We start from the raw sequence: 19201 nt of genomic DNA, 5'->3' as shown, positions 1-19201 counted from the left end.
CGAGCGAGTTCTGGACTTAGTGCGCCCGCGGGGTCCGATGGAACATTGTCGCCTGCACGGCCAGCAGGATGACGGCTCCCAGCACTCCAGCAGCGGTCATGGAAGGCCCCAGCGTATACAGGTTCAGCCGCAGCTCCTGGGATTGTGTCTCGGGCAGTCCGGAACCCGAGGCCTGAGCCTGGTAATCGTCCCACGGGGAAGCGACGAACCCGAAGAGCCACCCCAACCCCAGGACCAGCATCAGTGCGACCAGGGCCCAGGCTGCCCAAAGGCTCCAATTGCGGCGCTGCTGCGGCGAAGGATCCGCAGACGCCGAAGCGGTGACGTTCGCCATGCCGGTGGAGTCCGGATTATCGACGGCCCCGTACGGCGGACCCGCGGTGTGGCCGGCTTCGACCTGCCGTCCGCCGCCATCATCGATCACTTCCACCCAGTCTCCGGCGCGTCCCGGTTCAGGCCGGGCGTAGCGTCGGTATTCCTCTTCCGGTGTGCGCTGTTGGTTTCCCATGCGGGGAGCCTAGCCCAAAGCGCTCCGGGGCCAGCTCCAACACGCGAGCATCCTGGAGGGACGGTATCCGTTACCGAACCGGCATACCTGCGGCCGCGGCCACGGAGTCACGGGCTGTTGCTCCCACGCCGATCAGCGTGGCTGATGCCGGTCCGCACCAGTCTCCGTAGCCAAGGAAGAACAACCCGGGGCTGTCGACGGATTGGGCGGGCAGCTGGGCATCAGTCGCCGGAACACCGTTCCGCAGGGTCAGGCCCAAAGGCTGCAAGTGCTGCAGGTCCGGCCGGAAGCCGGTGCACCAGATGATGACGTCTGCATCCAGCTTGCCTCCGTCCTCCTCCTGCACTCCCCCGGGAAGAAGGCGGGCAAACATCGGCCGGGCGTCCAACAGCCCGGCGTCACGGGCCTTCCGCACCGCCGGAACGGCAACAATGTCTCCCAAGGAAGCGACCCCGCCGGTTCCGGGTTCCCCGGCAGCGAGAGCTTTCACCCGGCGGGTGGCGATGTCGAACAGTGCCCGGCCGTCGACGTCGTCGGGCAGGTACCGCGGCGGCGTCCGGGTCACCCAAGTGACATGGGCGGTCGGGACAAGGTCCGCGGCGATCTGAGCTCCGGAATTGCCGCCGCCCACCACCACGACGTTTCGTCCCGCGTAAGACTCCGGACCCCGGTAGCCGGCGGTGTGCAGCTGCTGTCCGGTGAACCCGTCACTTCCAGGCAACCGCGGAATGTCCGGGGTGTTCCAGCTTCCGGTGGCGTTGATGACCACCCGGCTGGTCCACCGCCCGTGGTCGGTATCAACGATGTATCCGCCGCCCTCACCCATGCGAACAGCTTCCACCCGGACCGGGCGGTGCACCGGCAGGTCATAGCGCGATTCATAGGTGCGAAGATAGTTCGCGACATGGTCGGCGGAGGGGTTGCCTTCGCCCTGCCAGGCAGGCATCTGGTAGCCGGGCAGGGAGCTGTAGGCGGCCGGGGAGAACAGTTCCAGACTGTTCCAGTAGTGCTGCCACGCACCTCCGGGCTCCGCGTTGGCGTCCAGGATGGCAAAGGTTGGAGCCGGACCGGAGCGGCCCGAGGCCTCGTCCCGCCGCAGCCGGTTCAGGTAGAACCCCGCGGCGAGACCGGCCTGGCCGCCCCCGATCACCAGGACATCAACATCCCGCCCCGAGTTGACGGGCAATCAGCTCTCCCGAGCCGCGGAGCGGCCGTGTTCCAGTCCGGTGGGAATACCCAGGAACTGCGGTTCGGGTGCGCTGCAGCAGGACGACGCCGCCGGGGCAGGTTCCGGTGCCGCTTCGGGAGCGCCGCAGCACGACGACGACGCTTCCGGTTCCGCTTCGGGTACACCGCAGCAGGCCACTGCTTCCGCTGCCCCGTCAGCAGGCGCATCACAGCTGCCGCCAAGGTCCGTGGAGCAGACGCCGGTTTCGGGCAGGACCAGCTGAACGTCGTCGGCGGCCTGCTGGTCTCCGGCCAGGGCGGCGGCGATGGAACGGACCTGCTCGTAGCCGGTGGCCATCAGGAACGTGGGGGCACGTCCGTAGGACTTCATGCCGACAATGTAGAAGTCCTTCTCCGGATGGGAGAGCATCTTGGCGCCGTGCGGTGCCACGGTTCCGCAGCTGTGGAACTCGGGGTCGATCAGCGGACCGAGTTCCCTGGGTGCCTCAACGGCAGGGTCAAGGTCCAGCCGGATTTCGCGCAGCAGGTCCAGATCCGGACGGAAACCGGTGGCGGGCACCAGCAGGTCCACGTCCAGCTGCTTCTCGCCGTCGGGCGTATTACCGATCACGGCGAGGGTATCGGAGGTTTTGAAGCCGGTGATGGTGAAGGAGGTGTGGAGCTCGATCCGGCCGTCCGACACCAGGGTGCGCAGCCGGCTTCCCAGCGCGCCGCGGGCGGGCAGGCCGTCCAGGTCGCCGCCGCCGTAAACCCCGTTAGCGGAGGCGCTGCGGATGGCCCAGCTGATCCGGGTGCCGGGTTCCTGCTCCGCCAGTTCGCCCAGCGCCAGCAGGGTGTTCGCGGCTGAATGGCCGGCGCCGACCACCAGGACGTGTTTGCCGGCAAACCGGGCGCGGTCGCGGCCAACGACGTCGGGCAGCGGGCCGGTGATCAGCCCTGCCTCAAACGCGTCGGTTTCCCCGACGGCCCGCAGCCCTGCCTGGCCCAGCGGGTTCGGAGTGTGCCAGGTGCCGGAGGCGTCGATGACGGCGCGTGCCCGGTAATCGGTGACCGCACCCTCTGCGTCTTGCACCCGGAGAAGGAACGGCGTGTTCTCCCGGCCGCCGGTGCGGGTCTTGTCCAGTCCCTCGCGGCTGACGGCGAGAACCCGGGTGGAGGTGTGCAGTGCGTCGGCGATCGCGGGGACGGCGGCCAGCGGTGACAGATACTGCTCATGGAGCTCGGCGCCGGTGGGAAGGGTTTCGGCGTCCGGTTCCTGCCACCCCGTGGGGACGAGCAGGCGGCGGGCAGCGGCGTCCACGTCGTACTGCCACGGCGAGAACAGGCGGATGTGGCCCCAGGATGCGACGGCGGAAGCGGGTGTGGCGCCGGCTTCGAAGATGATCGGGGTCAGGCCGCGTTCGAGCAGCTCTGCGGCGGCGGCTAGGCCCACGGGTCCGGCGCCGATCACGGCGACGGGAAGTTCGGAAATGTCGGTGTTCTCAGGCATGGTGTTCTCCTTTATGCGTGCTCGGGCAGCAGGTCTGCAATCAGATCCTGAATCCGGGCCTTGATGTCGTCCCGGATGGGCCGGACCGCTTCCACGCCCTGTCCGGCGGGATCCTCGAGTTTCCAGTCCTCGTAGCGTTTGCCGGGGAAGATCGGGCAGGCATCGCCGCAGCCCATGGTGATCACGACGTCGGACTCCTGCACGGCCTCGGTGGTCAGGACCTTCGGCAGTTCCGCGGACATATCGATCCCGTCCTCTGCCATGGCCGCCACGGCGGCGGGGTTAACGGAGTCTGCGGGTGCGGAGCCGGCGGAGCGGACCTCGATCCGCCCCTGGCCCAGGGTGCGCAGGTATGCGGCGGCCATTTGCGACCGGCCGGCGTTGTGTACGCAGACAAACAGAACGGAGGGCTTGGCTGTGGTTTCGGTGGTGCTCATCGGTTCGTCATTTCTGGAGAGGCGGGTGCGGCGGAGGGCCAGTACTTTTTCTGCGCCCACAGGGCAACGTAAACCAGGGCCACCAGCACCGGGACTTCGATCAGGGGCCCAACGACGCCGGCCAGGGCCTGCCCGGAGGTCACCCCGTAGGTGCCGATGGCCACGGCGATAGCCAGTTCGAAGTTGTTGCCGGCGGCGGTGAACGCCAGTGTAGTGGTGCGCGGGTAGCCCAGGTTCAGGATCTTGCCGAGCAGCATGCCGACGCTGAAGACAACCACGAAGTACACCAGCAGCGGCAGTGCGATCCGGGCGACGTCGAGCGGGTTCGAGGTGATTTCGTCCCCCTGCAGGGCGAACAGCAGCACGATGGTGAACAGCAGTCCGTAGAGAGCCCACGGTCCCAGCTTCGGCAGGAACGTACCCTCGTACCAGTCGCGGCCCTTCGCTTTTTCGCCGAAGGTGCGGGTCAGGAATCCAGCGAGCAGCGGGATGCCCAGGAAGATCAGGACGCTGAACGTGATGGCCCAGAAGGAGAACTCAACACTGGTGGTTTCCAGTCCCAGCCAGCCGGGCAGCACCTGCAGGTAGAACCAGCCCAGGGCACCAAAGGCCAGGACCTGGAAGACGGAGTTGATCGCCACCAGCACGGCGGCGGCTTCGCGGTCCCCGCAGGCCAGGTCATTCCAGATCATCACCATGGCGATGCAGCGGGCCAGGCCCACAATAATCAGTCCGGTGCGGTACTCGGGCAGGTCCGGCAGGAAAATCCAGGCCAGCGCAAACATGAAGGCCGGCGCGGCCACCCAGTTCAGCACCAGCGAGGTGACCATCAGCTTCCGGTCTGCCACCACCTTGGAGGTTTCGTTGTAGCGGACCTTGGCCAGCACCGGATACATCATCACCAGCAGGCCGACGGCGATGGGCAGGGACACGTTGGCGACCTTGACCGAGTCCAGGGCTGGGCCGATGCCGGGGACCAGACGGCCCAGCAGCAGGCCGGTCACCATGGCGGTCAGGATCCACACGGGCAGGAAGCGGTCCAGGGTCGACAGCCGGGCAGTGACCTGACCGGTTTGGGGTGGTGTGGCGGGGATGCTCACGTAACTCCTTGAGGCAATTGAGACAGCAGGCATCGAGAAAGATCGATATCCTTCAATCCCGAGTATTCTCCCAGACATCGACGGATGTCAATCTAGGTGCATAATGGACGAGTGACCACCGTTCAGACAGCCACCGATCCCGTCGCCGAAGCCTGCTGCACGCCGGTAACATCCGAAGCGCTCAGTGCCGAGGATGCCCAGCGTTTCGCCCAGCTGCTCAAAGCCGTGGCGGAACCGACGCGGCTGCGCCTGGTCTCCCTGATCGCCGCACAGGAGAACAAGGAAGCGTGCGTCTGCGATCTCACCGAGCCGGTCGGCCTGGGCCAGCCCACCGTGTCGCATCACCTGAAGATCCTCGTGGACGCCGGCATCCTGCACCGCGAAAAGCGGGGAGTCTGGGCCTACTACTCCATCATCCCGGGGGCACTGGAACGGGTTGCCGCCGTCCTCTCACCGCGGTAGACAGGGTCCGGAGGCCGTCCGGCTTACTGTCTCGGAGCGTCCTTTCGCGCAAGGTCATCCTCAAGTTCCTTGCTCCAGGCACGGGCGTACAAGCCGAGTGCAGCCTCATCACGCACGGAGATGCCCAGGCGGTTGAGCAGATGCCTGCCCTGGGTCATGCTCATCTGCTGCGCACTGCGGCTGACCCGCGCCTTGTACGCGCCGTAGAGGTACTGGTCGACAGCACGCACCCAGCGCTTGCGCCAAACGTCAACGGAAGGCTCAGAGGCAAGGGCGGCCATGATCCGGTGGGCAGGAACAATCCGCGGAGCAAGCTGGTCCTTCAGCATCTGGCGCGCGTGCTCCGAGCGGAGGCCGTAGGAAGCAGTGCAGCTGCGCAGGTGCGTGTCCCAGTAGTACGTCCAGCTCACTGTCCGACGGTCAGCCCACACAGCTGACCGCGGCCCCCGCATCATGCTGTGGCACGTGTCGAAGAGCAGCAGTGCGGCCAGCGGCGAGCGCATGTTGCTGCCGGGGAAACGGCCGACCGCCCAAATAGCCAGGTCAGAGGAAACCTCCGCGATCTCGCCCGCCAGCTCCATACCTTGTATGCCACCGTACTTTGCCACTAGTGGTTCCAGTTGCCGTGGCACCGGCCCCGCCCATGGCGGGGTGAATGCCTTGGTTTGGGTTTGAGCAAGCTTTACGGAGCCAAGCGTCGGGCCGGACCGGAGAGCCAGCGCGTTGGCAAAGTCCCACACACGGTCCACCACGTCGGCGGGGGCCACCACATTCATGTTTAGGGAGGGGCTGTTCTCATCTTCGCTGCGTGAGAAGCCCACCCGGCCGGCACCCCAGTTCCGCGCCTGCGCGCTCAGCGGCGCAACAACATGCTTGACCCACCCGTCACACGACCCCTTCTCCTCCGGTTCAATAGTCATGGCCCACCAAAGGCTGGTCTTTCCGGCCCGCTGCCTGCCGGATCTGTCCGCTGACCCTTCAACTGTCCTCGGTATCGTGGTGTGACTCATTCCATCCTCCGGATTCATGGCTGCCCAGGCGGCACTGTCTGAACTCGAAAGCGTGACACAGAAACCGCGTAAGCCATGTCCAAGCGAAAACAAAGCGTGACCTGCACGAAGTTCTCTCTTGAAAGCCGCTCACCGGCTGCGTAGTGTTTCAAAGTTGGCCGAAGATCCCGGCGTGCCCGGCCCGCACCGGAACGTCGCCTGCCATCCGCTCCGGCCGGAACGGAGCCAGCATCGGATGCCGCCGTCCGCTGAGGATTTCCCGCGCCAGCAGCTCACCGGCAATCAACCCGAGAGTCGCTCCGGAATGCGTAAACGCCACGTAGCATCCGGGCAGCCCGGTCAGCTCCCCCAGCACGGGCCGGCCGTCGCCGGGCACCGGCTTCAACCCGATCCGCCAGCTCTGTGCCACCAGCCGCGGGTGGCCGGCAAGCAGAGCCGAGGCCTCGTCCACCAGGTCCAGCACCACCTGCGGATCCACCGACCAGCCGCCGTCGTCGTTGGGTGTGATCTGATCCAGATACCAGGTGGAATCCATCGCGAGCCGGGAGCCCGGATGCGGCCGCACGGATACCCGCGGAGTGTTCAGCACTGCCCTGAGGCCGTGCGCCTTGGGCTCGGTCACCACCAGCATGGCCAGATCCGATCCGTCCTGCAGCTGCACGCCCAGCCCATCAAGCAGGGCGGGAGTGCCGGCACCGGCGGCCACCAGCACCACGTCAGCCGGACACACTTCCCCGGATTCAGTGCGGAGCCCGACGGCGGCGCCTCCTTCCACGATCACGGAGGCAGGTCCCGCTGCGGTGACCAAGGTTCCGCCGAGCAGCGCGAATTCTGCCAGCAGGTGCCGGATGAGGTGTGGCAGGCTCACCCAGCCCTCGCCGGGATTGAACAGCACTTCCGCCGGCAGAGCCGCCGGGTCCAGGCCGGGGGCCACGCCGGCCACGCCGCTCGCCGGAACCAGCCGTGCGTCATATCCGCGGTCCCGCTGCGCCTCGCACCTGTCCGCGAGCGCACCGCCGTCCCAGTACACGCCGCCGTCGAAGCGGAGCCAGTCGAGGTCAGGGTTTTCCGCGAGCAGGGTCCGGTAACGGTCCATGCCGGCCAGCCGCAGCTGGTGATACTCCGGCGGATAGCCGCCGCCGGAGTTCAACCACGAAAGGGAGCGACCCGATGCGCCGCTGGCAGGATGCGCGTCCGTCACCAGGGTGACGGATGCGCCGCCGCGCAGCAGCTGCACCGCCGCGGACACCCCCAGGATCCCGGCGCCGAGCACGGCGATCTGCGGCCCGCTCCCGGCACTCCCGGCCGCGGTGCCCCCGGCAGCGGAAGAACTCACAGCCGCACCTCAGATCTCGCCCAGGGCCATCTGCGCCGACAGGTACTCCGCCTGCCGGATCGCCAGAGCCACAATGGTCAGCGTGGGGTTTGCCGCGGCCCCCGTGGTGAACTGCGAGCCGTCGGAAATGAACAGGTTCGGCACGTCATGGGTCTGCCCGAACCCGTTGCACACCCCGTCCTCCGGCCGCAGGCTCATCCGCGCGGTGCCCATGTTGTGGGTGGAGGGATACGGCGGGGTCCGCACCACCGAGGTCGACCCCACCGCTTCATACAGCGCCTGTCCCTGCCCGTAGCCGTGTTCGCGCATGGCGACGTCGTTGGGATGGTCGTCGAAGTGCACGTTGGGCACCGGGAGTCCCAGCGGGTCGGTGACCGTGGTGTTCAGCGTGACCCGGTTGGTTTCCTGCGGCATGTCCTCCCCCACAATCCACATGCCGGCGGTGCGCCGGTAGCCGTCCAGGATGGAGGCAAAGCCCGGGCCCCACGCCCCGGGATCCACGAAGGACGCCAGAAACGCCGGACCGAGCGAAATGGTCTCCATGTAATAGCCGCCGGCGAACCCGCGGTCCGGGTCATGCCGGGACTCGTCCGCGATCAGACCTGCCATGGTCTCGCCGCGGTACATGTGCACCGGCGCCTCGAACTGGGCATACACCGAACCGGTGGTGTGGCGCATGTAGTTCCGCCCCACCTGGCCCGAGGAATTCGCCAGCCCGTCGGGAAACAGCGGCGAGCCCGAGAGCAGCAGCAGCCGCGGCGTTTCGATCGCGTTGCCCGCCACCGCCACCACCCGCGCCTTTTGATGATGCAGCTGCCCGTCGCCGTCGGCGTACACCACCCCGTCCACCCGACCCTCGGGGGTGGAGGTGATCTGCACGGCCTGGCTGTCCGGGCGCAGGTCCAGCCGGCCGGTCTTCAAGGACTTGGGAATCTCGGACACCAGCGTGGACCATTTGGCGCCGGACTTGTCGCCCTGGAAGTTGAAGCCGTCCTGCACCGAGGCCGGCCGTCCGTCATAGGGTTCGGCGTTGGTGGCGTAGGGGCCGGTGGCAAAGTGACGGTAGCCCAGCTTTTCGGCACCGTTGGCGAACACCTTGTAGTTGTTGTTCGCCGGCAGCGGCGGCCTGCCGTGCACATGGGTGGAACCCATCTTCCGCTCGGCGCGGTCGTAGTAGGGTTCCAGGTCCTCCAGGGTGAGCGGCCAGTCCAGCAGGTTCGCGCCGTCGATCCGCCCATACGTGGTGCGCGAGGTGAACTCGTGCGCCTTGAACCGCGGCGTGGCTCCGGACCAGTGCGTGGTGGAGCCGCCCACGGCCTTGACGATCCAGGCGGGCAGGTTCGGGAAGTCGCGGGCGATGCGCCAGGTCCCGGAGGTGGTGCGCGGATCCAGCCAGGCCATCTGGTTGAATGCTTCCCACTCGTTGTTCACGTAATCCGCGTTGGTCAGGAACGGTCCGGCTTCGAGCAGCACCACCTTCACGCCCTTTTCCACCAGTTCGTGGGCAAGCGTGCCGCCGCCGGCTCCGGAACCAATGACGACGACGACGGAGTCGTCGTCGAGCTCAAAGTGCGCCGACTCCGCCAGCGGATCCGCGGACCCCGTCGGCCGGAAACTGCTGATGCCCTCGCTCATTTGCTTCCTCCTCCGCGCTGCCGGGATGCCTGGGCTCCGGTACCCGATTCCGGAGCCGGTCCTGCCGCTCTGGCGGCCGCCGAACCTGCCGCGGCATCGCGGTCCGGGGCGCTGTCGGCGTTTCCGGCGGTGGTTTCGCTGCCGCCTGCGCCTGTGCCGGCTGTTCCTGACTGGCCGGGCCGCAGCACCGGATACGGCAGCGGCCCGGTGTCGGGAACGGAGCCGTCCGGCGCTTCGATCCGGGGGGTGGGCAGCCAGTCCAGGTCGGCGAAGCCGCGGTGCAGGTACCCGCCCTTGTCAAAGGACGGTCCCTCGTAGCCGAGCACTTCCCAGACCTGCGGATCGTCGTAGAGGTTCAGTACCGTGGTGCGGCGGATGAAGCCGAAGAACTCCAGGTCGGCCACCCGGCGCAGCACGGCCAGCGCCCGCTCGTCGGTCAGGTCCAGGAACGGTTCCTCCGACTGGGCTCCCAGCGCAATAAGCCCCTGGGTCAGGACTACCCGGAACCAGGTGGAGGCGTCGGCTTCCGTGACAATCCGGCTGGTCATCCGCTCATAGGCTTCATCGGGGAAGTCCGGATGCGGAAAGGCTGTTTTGATGATGCGTTTGAGGATCGCGCGGGCTTCCGGGGTGAGGGTGGTTTCGTTCAGGGTGGGGTATTTGGCCGGGTATGTCATGTGCTTCTTCCTCCTGCTGGCGGGATGAGGATGCCGCGGCCGGTGAGTTTTCCGGCGTCGAGGTCATGCATGGCCTGGACGGCGTCGTCCAGGTCGTAGGCGGTGGTGTGCAGGGTGATGTCCCCCTGGGCGGTGAGGGTCATCAGTTCCACCAGGTCCTGATAGGTGCCCACCAGGTTGCCCACCACGGAGATTTCCCGCGAGATCAGCTCGATGGTGGGAATGCGGACCTCGCCGCCGTACCCGATGGAGTAGTAGCTGCCCCGGTTGCGGAGCATTTCCAGGCCCTGTGCCTCCGTGCCGTGCTCTCCCACGAAGTCGAAGACCACGTGCGCTCCCCCGTCGGTGGCTTCTCGGACGGCGGCGGTGTCCGGGCTGCGCAGCACGGTGTCCGCGCCCAGGCCGGAAGCGAGTTCCAGGGCCGCTTCGGAGGTGTCGATGACGGTGATGGCGGCGGCGGTGAGCGCTTTGAGCGACTGCACGCCAATGTGCCCCAGGCCGCCGGCGCCGATCGCTACAGCCTGAGTTCCCGGATACAGCAGCGGCGCTGCCTTGCGGACCGCGTTGTAGGCGGTCAGGCCGGCGTCGGCCAGTGCTGCAATGTCCGCGGGCCGCAGGGACGGGTCCAGCTTCACCACGGCGCGGGCGTTGGTTTTGAGCTGTTCAGCCATGCCGCCGTCGGTGTTCAGTCCCGGAAACAGGGCGTTCTCACAGTGCGAGTCCTGCCCCTCCCGGCAGGCGGAGCACAGTCCGCAGGTCACCAGCGGATGCATGATGACGGTGTCTCCGGGGGCCACGTTGGAAACGGCGGACCCCACCTCGCGGACCCAGCCGGCGTTTTCATGGCCCAGAATGTAGGGCAGCTGCGGATGCTGGATCGCGTCCCACTGGCCTTCGATGACGTGCAGGTCCGTGCGGCACAGGCCTGCGGCGCCCACGTCCACGATCACATCCCAGGGGCCGGTGATTTTTGGCTCGGGTACCTCGTCTATGTGTGGATCTTCGCCGTAGCGGTGCACCCGGACAGCTTTCACGCCGCACTTCCTTCCCCGTTGAATTCGGCCAGCTCAAGTTGGCCGGCTCAACTTGGCCGGCGATTGACGTCGGCGTCCGTCCCAGTCTTGTCCGGGCGCGGTGCAGGGTCAACGGGTAGGAGAAATTGTCGGATCGGGTGGTGCGCTCAATCGAGTGTCGAGAAAATGCCCCACACCCCGCCGAGTGTGCAGACAATGCCGCTTCCAGGCCGGACTACGGACTACGACGCGACAAACCCCAGGTTCTTGTCCACAACGTTCATCAGCGGCCGGCCCGCCTTCCAGGCGTCGAGGTTGTCCGCGAACTGCTGCGCCAGCGCCGGCAGCTGCTTGTTGGCGTCTCCGGAGAGGTGCGGGGTGACGAGCACGTTCGGCAGTTCCCACAGCCCGCTGTGTCCTGGCAGCGGCTCGGTCTCGAAGACATCCAGGGCTGCTCCCGCCAATTTTCCGGCGCGCAGCGCGTCCTCCAGCGCCGCCTCATCGGCCAGGGCTCCCCGGCCCACGTTGACCAGCACCGCCGTCGGCTTCATCGCCGCCAGTACGTCACGGCCCAGCATCTTCCGGGTTGCCGGCGTCAGCGGCGCGGCCAGCACCACGTAGTCAAAGTTTCCGGCGACGGGGGCGAAATCTTCGCTGGCATGGACCGTGCCAAAGTCGGGGTCGCCGGTGCGGGCGGTGCGGCCAAGGCCCTGCACCCGCATCCCGACGGCGGTGAGCAGCGCGGCGGTGCAGCGGCCAATGCTGCCGGTGCCGGCCACCAGCACGGAAGCCCCCGCCAGATCCGTGGTGGGGTACCGCTGCCACTGCCGTTGCTGCTGCTGTGCCGCTGCCCGGCCAAAGTCCTTCGCAAAGTGCAGCACCGCTCCCAGCACGTGTTCGGCCATGGCCCGGTCAAAGATTCCGCGCGCATTGGTCAGCACAACGTCGGAGGCCACCAGCTCGGGGAAGAGCAGCTTATCCACCCCTGCGGCCGGAACATGGATCCACTGCAGCGAGTCCGCGGCCGGCCACGCCTGCCGGACGCCGTCGGCGAAGAAGTCCCAGAGGTAAAGGATGTCCGCCCCGGCCAGGGCTTCCGGCAGGCCCGCGGCGCCGGTGATCCGGACCTCGGCAACCTGCTCAAGCGCGGCCAGCCCGTGAACGGGTTCGTTACCGGCAAGGACTGCGATGACGGGTTGAGGCTGCATGGGTTCAACCCTAAGGGCAGGACGGCGTCCGGATAAAAGGAATGCCGCCGGACAGAAAGAACCGGCCGGTGCGAAGGGCACCGGCCGGTTCCTGAGGGACTGCGGCTAGACAGCCGGCAACTTACTTGGTGACAAGTTCCAGCGTGTAGTCGACCTCTTCGCCGCTGCCGTCACCCTTCACCAGCTCCACGGAAAGTTCCTGTCCCATTCCGGCGCTCAGCGGAATGGTCAGTTCCTCGTCGTCATTGGTGACGGGTACCTTGTGCGTTTTCCCGTCAAGGGTCAGCACGAGGGATCCGGGCTTGTCCCAGGCCCCCATGTAGCCCTCGGCGGTGACCACCAGTTCCACGTTGGCGCCCTTGGGTACGTCCAGGACGTGTGTCTCGGTGGGACCGGGGTATTCGTCGAGGGTGAGGTAGTTGTACTGCAGCGTCTCGAAACCGTCGATCGCGGAGGGCGCCACCTGTTCCTGGATTGTCACGGATCCGGAGTGTTTGACGTCGTTGCCCTTGGCGGCGAATTCGTCGGCCCACTCATCACCGGCGAAGATGACCACCTTGTACTCTCCGGCGGGAGTTTCATCAGCGAAAAGCTCATCCGATGACGTGATCTCTTCCTTGCCGTCCTTGGAATAGACGGTGTAGCTGCTGTAGCTGTCCCCGCCGCCCTCGCCCTGCAGCGCGGTGTCCTCCTCCAGCTTCAGCGTCATCACGGCGTAGCCGGCCGAGTTGAACTCCAGATCCGTCTCCTCGTCCAGGGTCATGGTTCCGGCAGCATCCTCGCTCCGGGCCAGGTCCAGCATGGCCAGGGCCTGCTCACGGGTGATGGTATCCATCCACTGCAGGGCCAGGTCGGTGGTGGTGTCCATGATGCTGACTTTCCATTTGCCGTCTTCCTTGACGCTGGACAGGCCCAGCTGCGGGAACGCGCGCATGATGGCTTCGTCGTCGAAGCTTCCGTTGGTCATCACATAACCGGACTCGCCGCGGCAGTATTTCTCCGGCCCGGATTCCATGCAGTCCGCGGTCAGGGACAGGGCGTCCCCGTCGGCCTCCATTTTCAGTTCTTCCACCAGCGCGCGGCCGCGGTCGCCGTCTTTCTCGGCGTCCTTGAAAGTGTTGGCCGTGATCTCCAGGCCGGAGTCGATGCCGCCGTCCATGGCTTCGTCCAGGGCGCCGCCGTAGTAGTGGACCGCGTTGCCTTCGTAGCTCATGAGGTACTTGCCCAGATCCGTGAACTTTCCGCTGTCCAGGATTCCCGGTACCGCGCCCACCAGGGCCTGGGCCGCTTCGGCCGGCGAGTCGGCGCCGTCCGTGGGTTCGGGCAGCGAACCGCGCTCGTTGCCGGTGAGCTGGAGAACCAGTTCCAGGCCGCTGTACATGGGGCTGACGTACCAGCGTCCGCCGTCCTTCACCGCGGCCACGCGCAGGCCCTCGCCCTCGATGTCCAGATCCGCCAGGTCAGCGGTCTCGTCAACGGGTTCCATCTCGCCGGAGGCTTCCAGACCTGAGCGGACGGCTCCGGTGGTCTGTTCCGGATCAATTTGCAGCCGCACGGTTCCCGAGGAGAAGTTCAGGACGGCCAGCTGGTCATCCACTTCGGTCACCGTGGGTTCCACGTTCTCGAAGGTGACGCTGATGCCGTCAAGGTTGATCTCGTCGTCGAACTCGTCCTCAACGGAATCTTCGCCCACCTTGTTGGCGGCCTCGAAGATGCCGAATTCCTCGACCTTGTCCATGAATCCTTCCTGGAACTTGTCCAGGGCTTCACGCTCCGCCGGTGCCACCATAGTGACCAGGCGAATGCCGTCCTTGGTCTCGATGGATTCGATCAGTTTCTCCGCAACCTGCTCGGGTGAGCCGGCTCCGCCGCGGATCATGTTCTGGATGAAGAGGAAGGTTCCAACGCCAACTGCCACCAGGACGACGGCGACGGCACCGAGGATGATGGCCTTGCGGTTGGTCTTCTTGCCGGATTCCGGGGTGTCACCGTCTGCCGGCCCTTCCGGACCTGAGCCGCCGCCGTCTCCCCCGCCGCTGCTGGGCGGTCCACTGTGACCGTCCCCGCCGGCCGGAGCCCCGTAACCGCCGCCGGGCTGCGCGGGCGCGGCGTGGCCCGGTCCGCCGGTTTCAATGATCCGGGTGGCCCCGGTGGAGGCAGCTGCACCCTGGGCCTCTTGGGTTTGGGGCGGCCCGGGTTGGGTTGCTTGGGTTTGGGGCGCCGCTGCCGGCGATGCTGCTTCCGGCTGGCGCGCGGCGGATTCCGGAGCCTCCGGCGGAACCGGCGTCACCGAAACGGCTCCGGTGGCTGTCCCCGCGGCCTGCGGTGAACCGGCGGTATCGACGGGCCGCCGGCAGTTGGCACAGAACTGCCACTCCGGCTGCAGTTTAGTGCCGCAGGACATACAGAAGTTCATTATTTTGTTTCCCCCATGATCAGTTCCGGGGCATGCAGAGTGACAACCCCCCGGAAATTACAGTGCAATATTTTGAGCCTAACAGAAGCTAATGGGGGCCCGAAAAGCACGTCTGCTGCCTGTGGATATCCGAATCCGTTCTTCCGCATTGAAGAAACCGTTCCGCCGCGGAAGGGAATTTGTCCCCGGAATTGTGCGCGGCCATTTTCGGCAGCAACCGCATTGTCTACGACGGGTGGTCCTCCATCCACTGCAGGAGATCACCGGTCAGTACCCGGTAACCTTCCTCGGTGGGATGCAGGACTTCCTGGGCAGCGGACACGGATGCTGCCGCGTTCAGGAGCGGCCCCAGGCGGGCGGTGACCACCAGCGGATCGGCGCTGCAGGCTCCGCGGCCGGCGAAGGAGTCCTCCAGCGCGTCCACGTACCGCACGTTGGGCAGCCCGGCAGCCGCCACCGATTGTTCGATGGTGCTGTTCAGGGCATCGGTGATGTCCAGCCCGAAGGACAATTCCTCCGGGGTGAGCCGCCCGCAGGCGTCCTGCCCCGGGTTCTGCGCCGCGTCGAAAAGCCGCGGATACGGCAGGACCAGAACCGGTGCCCCCCACGCGCCAAGCTCGGTGTACAGCTGGGTGAGCGGAGCCCGCAAATCCCTTAGTGTCTGTTTTGTTGCCTGCCGGAGCACGGCGTCCCCGGCGCACGACGTGTCCTCGACTATGCAGGCCTGCAGCAGTTCAGCAAAACCCGCGTCATTGCCGCCGATATACAGCAGCACCAGATCCGGACGGACCCCGCGCAGCTGATCCAGCTGCGCGGGAACGCCAGCGTTTCCGTGGCCCTGCATCTGCTGGGCCGAGCCCAGGGCGGAAATCCGGGCACGCGAGCAGGCGGCGTTGTGGATAACGGTGCTGTTGCCCGGTGCGGACAACAGCCCGGCCGCACTGCGGTGGCACAGACTGTCGGCCACCCCGTCCACCGGCTGATAGGAGCCGGCGCCTTCACCTGCGGCGAAGGAATCACCGAGCAGGACCACATCCGCCGGACCGCCGGTATTCCCGAGCAGAGCCGCCAGGCGTTCCCCGGTGTCCGCGGCAGCGGCATCGGCATCGGCATCGGGGGCAGATATATCTTTAGCCGCTGAGGAAGCCGCTGACGGTGTGCCGCCGTCGACCGCCGGACCGGTCGAGCAACCGGCCAGCAGCGTTCCCGCCAGCAGCAGACCCAGCGGCAGCCGTGGCAGCGGCGGCATCGCACCGGCCGCAGCCCTCTTCATCAACCGCGCTGGCGGAGCGCTTGATCGACTGCCGGATCGCCCAGCTCTGAAAGCCAGGCCAAAAGGGCCGGATACGTGGAAGGATTGGCCGCCACCGCGGGCCGGGCCAGCGGATGGTTCGCCGCGAGTTCCTGCAGCCGTGCCAGCGGAGTTCCCGGGTTGGCGGCCTCCGTCAGAACGTCAGGATCGACGACGACGGCGGCGGCCGCCGGCGCGGACTGCGCCGGGTTTGTGCCTCTGTCCACGGGGGCCGTCTCCTCAGATGCACGGTCGCCCTTGTCCGCCGGGGATCCTGCTTCTGCTTCGGTCACCGGCCGCTGGGGTTCGGCAGGCGCTTGGGCAGGTGCGCCGGCAAAGCTGAACCCGGACGCTTCGGATCCGGCGGCTGCGGGCAGGCGGCGGAACTGTTCACGGGAAGCGGCCGGCAGCCACAGCGCGGCCAGGAGTGCGGCCGGAACCACAAAGGTGAGCAGCATGATGACCGGGCCAAGATAGAAGTCTTCGTCCTGCACCACCCACACGATCAGAAGCACCAGGCCCAGGACAACCAGCAGTCCGGCGTAACCGCTGGGCATGATGTAGGCGGAACGGGGATCCTTGCCCGTGAGGCGCAGGGTGAGGATGGCTCCTGCCGTGAGCAGCAGGCCAAAGAACAGTGCAATCACCTGAGGAACGAGTCCACCGGAGTAGCCACCCACGGCGACCGTAATGACTGTGACGGCCGATCCCAGGGCGAGGACAGCGCTGAGGCCTGCCGCCAGAAAGAGCAGCGGCTGCAAAGTGTTACGGGTGTCTGTGGAGGCAACCTGGGACGCTTCGGTAAGACGTGCCACCGACGGAGCCGATACGGCGGCTCCAAACGCCATCCAGAAAAGGAGGGAGAAGCCGGGGACAAAGGCCGTGACGGACAGCTGCAGAAGGGTCAGATCTTCGAACAGGGCCAGCAGCGAGAGGAAACCGGAGCCCAGGGCCAGGGCAACACCCGCCCGCCGCCAGCCGTCGGACCGCTGATGAACCCGGACGGCGATGATCAACAGGACCGCAGGGCTGGCCAGCGCCATCAGTGTGGCCACGATTCCCCAGCCGGAGGACCCTGAGCCGCTGTAGGCCGCCCAGTAACGGATGATCTGAACCAGGGCCACCACGGCCGCCAGCGCGGCAACACCCAGGGTGACGTGGATCCAGCGCCGGTTCCGGGACTCATCCACGGCCCCCGGCGCAATTTCGGCGCGTCGCGGCTGCGCCGCCAGCAGTGCTCCGGCAAGCCCGAAGGCCACAGCCGGACCGAGAGCGGCAACGGCGCCGGGGTCGAAACGGTCGGCAGTGGTCAGACTGAGTGCGGTGTAGACCAGAACCATGAGCACGTACGGTGCATTGGCCAGCAGCTTGAGGTCCTGGATCCTGCGGTAGCCTGTCGCGGGCCCAAAAACGCCCGCCCGCCAGACATAGCTCAGACCCAGGGACAGCAGGCTGACGAGGGTGATCAGAACTACGTCCACCCGCGTGGCTGACTTGGATGTTCCGTCGCTGCCGTAGCTCCACGCCATGAACAGGGACATAATCAGGGCCAGGGCGGCGGCGCCGTCGCGGACGTAGTCGCTGAGCGGAATACCCGTGAAGGCGCTGGCTGGTTTCCGGACCCCGGCCGCACCCGCAGCGGACGGCTGTGCCGGGGAATAATCCTGCGATGCGGTGGATCCTTCCCCCGGAATGCTCCGCTCCCCCATCGCAGCTCCCTGTCCTGAGACGGGACCGCCGGCAGCGGCATATTCGGGCTGCCGCTGATAGTCCGGAACGGCTGCGTCGGCGGCGCCGGCCGCGGATGACGCCGTCGTCGGAACCTTGAGTACCGCGGCTCCGCAGCTCACACAAAAACGGGCTTCCGGAATCAGTTGTTGCCCGCATTGACCGCAGAATTTCATGGCAATCCCCCTTGATGATGGTTGGTCATTCGAAGGTCCGGCATGCGCACAAAAACCTTCGGGGAATAGCCGGGCAGCCGCCCGCGTCTGAGCGTAGGCACCTTGGGGAAACTCGTTTTGCATTTCCCCAGCAAAACGGGGAAACGACGAGTGCGTTCCCCCAACAACACAAAACTATTCCAGCGAGGAGCCTAACAGGATTCCACCCCTCAGCAGGAAAACAGGCGCCGCAGGAACCCGTCCTGGAATTCGAGAAGCATCGGAATAAGTAAATTGTCGGCAAATGATGCATGCGCCGGCCGCTGCTGTACCGGAGGGTCTCAAGGTCCAAGCTGCACGGTTCGGAACGCAACCAGTTCGAACCCGCCAATCCGGACGGAGAACACCGGCCAGTCCACCTTCGGCCTTCTCGTGCTCGTGTTTGATCCGCCCACAAGGTCCTGCTGCTCATGTGCCATGCGCTGGCGGTCTCTTAGCCTCCGCCGGCGATCCGCTGCCGCCAGGTGCTCCTGTTGCAGCGTCTTCGCCACTTCTATTTCCATCAGGCCCATCTGTCTCACCTCCTCGGCCCGGATAATTCACGCTAGGCCTGCCCGAAGGCGCAGCAGAGAGAGTTGCGGACAGGTTCTGTCCTGAGCCGTAACTTCCGGGAATGACACTGCGAATCTCGTCCCCGCATGCCGGTGTGGCTCAGCTACACGCCCAGTGTCAAAGTCTTGCCGGGCGCCAGAACTCACTCGAGGTTTGTGACTTCTTTGCCGGCAGCCTGGAGTGAGCGCGGATGAAGGAGATCCACGGTTTCCAGAATGTGGCGTTCCATTTCTGACTTCGCAGCTTCAGGATCCCGCGCCGCCAGAGCCTGCCGGATTCCGTCATGATCGTCCTGACGCGTCTCAACGGAAGCGAAGGCCAGTGGGGTTTCTGCGCCCGTGTTGATCAGGAAGTCGCTGAGATCCCACATCCGGCGGCTCGTATCGGAAATAATCCGCGAACCGGACATCCGGTGGATGCTCTCGTGAAACTCCCGGTTGAGCGTCAGATAGCCCTGTGATTGAACCCGCGGGTCAGGATTCCGGCTCAGTTCCCGGATCCGGACGGACACAGAATCGAGCTCCGTCAATGCTGCGGGCGTGCAGCGACTGGCTGCAACGGCAGCAACGGCCCCCTCCAGCCCTGCAAACATCAGGAAGAAATCGCTGGCTTCCTGAGCCGAATAGGTGGAGACCACGCATCCTATCTGGGGAAAAATCTCCACCAGGCCGTCGCCTGCCAGCAGGCGAAGCGCCTCCATTACCGGTTGCTTGCTGACCCCGAACTCGTGGCGCAGTGCTTCCACGGACAACCGTCCGCCCGCAGGCACGGCTCCCTGCAAAAGCCTTGTTTTGATGGTCTCGTACATGTGCCCGGACAGCCGGCCTCTGGTGCGCAAGGGCCTGGGCGATGCCGGTTGGAGCTCATGAGTCATGGAACCAGTATCTCCAAAGTGCGGCGGAAGCCGGACATCTCCGCTTCCGCCGCACGCTGGGA

Annotated in this window: 16 protein-coding genes; 1 reads left to right on the top strand and 15 read right to left on the bottom strand. The window is 66.3% G+C overall.

The window, feature by feature from the left end; all coding sequences use genetic code 11:
* Positions 1 to 16 precede the first annotated feature (16 nt).
* The 5 genes from KG104_RS03840 to arsB form a co-directional block, all read right to left on the bottom strand.
* On the bottom strand, positions 17 to 508 hold the full coding sequence (locus KG104_RS03840; protein WP_207347336.1) for a hypothetical protein: 492 nt from the start codon (positions 506 to 508) through the stop codon (positions 17 to 19).
* A gap of 70 nt (positions 509 to 578) precedes the next feature.
* Positions 579 to 1694 carry an ArsO family NAD(P)H-dependent flavin-containing monooxygenase gene (locus KG104_RS03835; RefSeq protein WP_207347335.1) on the bottom strand — a complete coding sequence of 372 codons (1116 nt, stop codon included), beginning with the start codon at positions 1692 to 1694 and terminating at the stop codon, positions 579 to 581.
* Positions 1695 to 3185, bottom strand: a complete 1491-nt coding sequence (locus KG104_RS03830; protein ID WP_207347334.1) for an FAD-dependent oxidoreductase — start codon at positions 3183 to 3185, stop codon at positions 1695 to 1697.
* A gap of 11 nt (positions 3186 to 3196) precedes the next feature.
* On the bottom strand, positions 3197 to 3622 hold the full coding sequence (locus KG104_RS03825; RefSeq protein WP_207347333.1) for an arsenate reductase ArsC: 426 nt from the start codon (positions 3620 to 3622) through the stop codon (positions 3197 to 3199).
* Positions 3619 to 4722 (bottom strand): ACR3 family arsenite efflux transporter, encoded by a 1104-nt coding sequence (gene arsB / locus KG104_RS03820; protein ID WP_372434140.1) that lies wholly within the window; start codon positions 4720 to 4722, stop codon positions 3619 to 3621. The genes KG104_RS03825 and arsB overlap by 4 nt, the downstream gene beginning before the upstream one ends.
* 111 nt (positions 4723 to 4833) lie before the next feature.
* Here arsB and KG104_RS03815 point away from each other — a divergent pair, with 111 nt between their 5' ends.
* Positions 4834 to 5184, top strand: a complete 351-nt coding sequence (locus KG104_RS03815) for an ArsR/SmtB family transcription factor (RefSeq protein ID WP_104055023.1) — start codon at positions 4834 to 4836, stop codon at positions 5182 to 5184.
* 23 nt (positions 5185 to 5207) lie between these two features.
* Here KG104_RS03815 and KG104_RS03810 read toward each other — a convergent pair whose 3' ends face one another.
* From KG104_RS03810 to KG104_RS03765, 10 genes are all read right to left on the bottom strand, one after another.
* Complete coding sequence (locus KG104_RS03810; protein ID WP_207347331.1) at positions 5208 to 6104, bottom strand: lantibiotic dehydratase C-terminal domain-containing protein; 897 nt, start codon at positions 6102 to 6104, stop codon at positions 5208 to 5210.
* Between the two features lie 238 nt (positions 6105 to 6342).
* Positions 6343 to 7530, bottom strand: a complete 1188-nt coding sequence (locus tag KG104_RS03805) for an NAD(P)/FAD-dependent oxidoreductase (RefSeq protein WP_104161563.1) — start codon at positions 7528 to 7530, stop codon at positions 6343 to 6345.
* A gap of 9 nt (positions 7531 to 7539) precedes the next feature.
* On the bottom strand, positions 7540 to 9165 hold the full coding sequence (locus tag KG104_RS03800) for a GMC family oxidoreductase (protein ID WP_207347330.1): 1626 nt from the start codon (positions 9163 to 9165) through the stop codon (positions 7540 to 7542).
* On the bottom strand, positions 9162 to 9842 hold the full coding sequence (locus KG104_RS03795) for a hypothetical protein (protein ID WP_207347329.1): 681 nt from the start codon (positions 9840 to 9842) through the stop codon (positions 9162 to 9164). Before KG104_RS03795 ends, KG104_RS03800 begins: the two co-directional genes overlap by 4 nt.
* Entirely contained in the window at positions 9839 to 10876 is a 1038-nt protein-coding gene (locus KG104_RS03790) for an NAD(P)-dependent alcohol dehydrogenase (RefSeq protein WP_207347328.1), read from the bottom strand. Before KG104_RS03790 ends, KG104_RS03795 begins: the two co-directional genes overlap by 4 nt.
* Positions 10877 to 11097: 221 nt before the next feature.
* Positions 11098 to 12063, bottom strand: a complete 966-nt coding sequence (locus KG104_RS03785; RefSeq protein ID WP_207347327.1) for a D-2-hydroxyacid dehydrogenase — start codon at positions 12061 to 12063, stop codon at positions 11098 to 11100.
* Positions 12064 to 12184: 121 nt separating this feature from the next.
* Entirely contained in the window at positions 12185 to 14479 is a 2295-nt protein-coding gene (locus tag KG104_RS03780; RefSeq protein WP_207347326.1) for a zinc ribbon domain-containing protein, read from the bottom strand.
* 226 nt (positions 14480 to 14705) lie between these two features.
* On the bottom strand, positions 14706 to 15752 hold the full coding sequence (locus KG104_RS03775; RefSeq protein ID WP_216202350.1) for an SGNH/GDSL hydrolase family protein: 1047 nt from the start codon (positions 15750 to 15752) through the stop codon (positions 14706 to 14708).
* Entirely contained in the window at positions 15752 to 17674 is a 1923-nt protein-coding gene (locus KG104_RS03770) for a zinc ribbon domain-containing protein (protein ID WP_337925791.1), read from the bottom strand. Before KG104_RS03770 ends, KG104_RS03775 begins: the two co-directional genes overlap by 1 nt.
* A gap of 733 nt (positions 17675 to 18407) precedes the next feature.
* Entirely contained in the window at positions 18408 to 19139 is a 732-nt protein-coding gene (locus tag KG104_RS03765) for a GntR family transcriptional regulator (RefSeq protein WP_207347323.1), read from the bottom strand.
* Between the last annotated feature and the right edge of the window lie 62 nt (positions 19140 to 19201).

Origin of the sequence: Arthrobacter sunyaminii, assembly GCF_018866305.1 — a bacterium.
Taxonomy (GTDB): domain Bacteria; phylum Actinomycetota; class Actinomycetes; order Actinomycetales; family Micrococcaceae; genus Arthrobacter_B; species Arthrobacter_B sunyaminii.
Note: the sequence above shows the minus strand (reverse complement) of the source record. Positions and strands in the feature narration are given on the sequence as shown.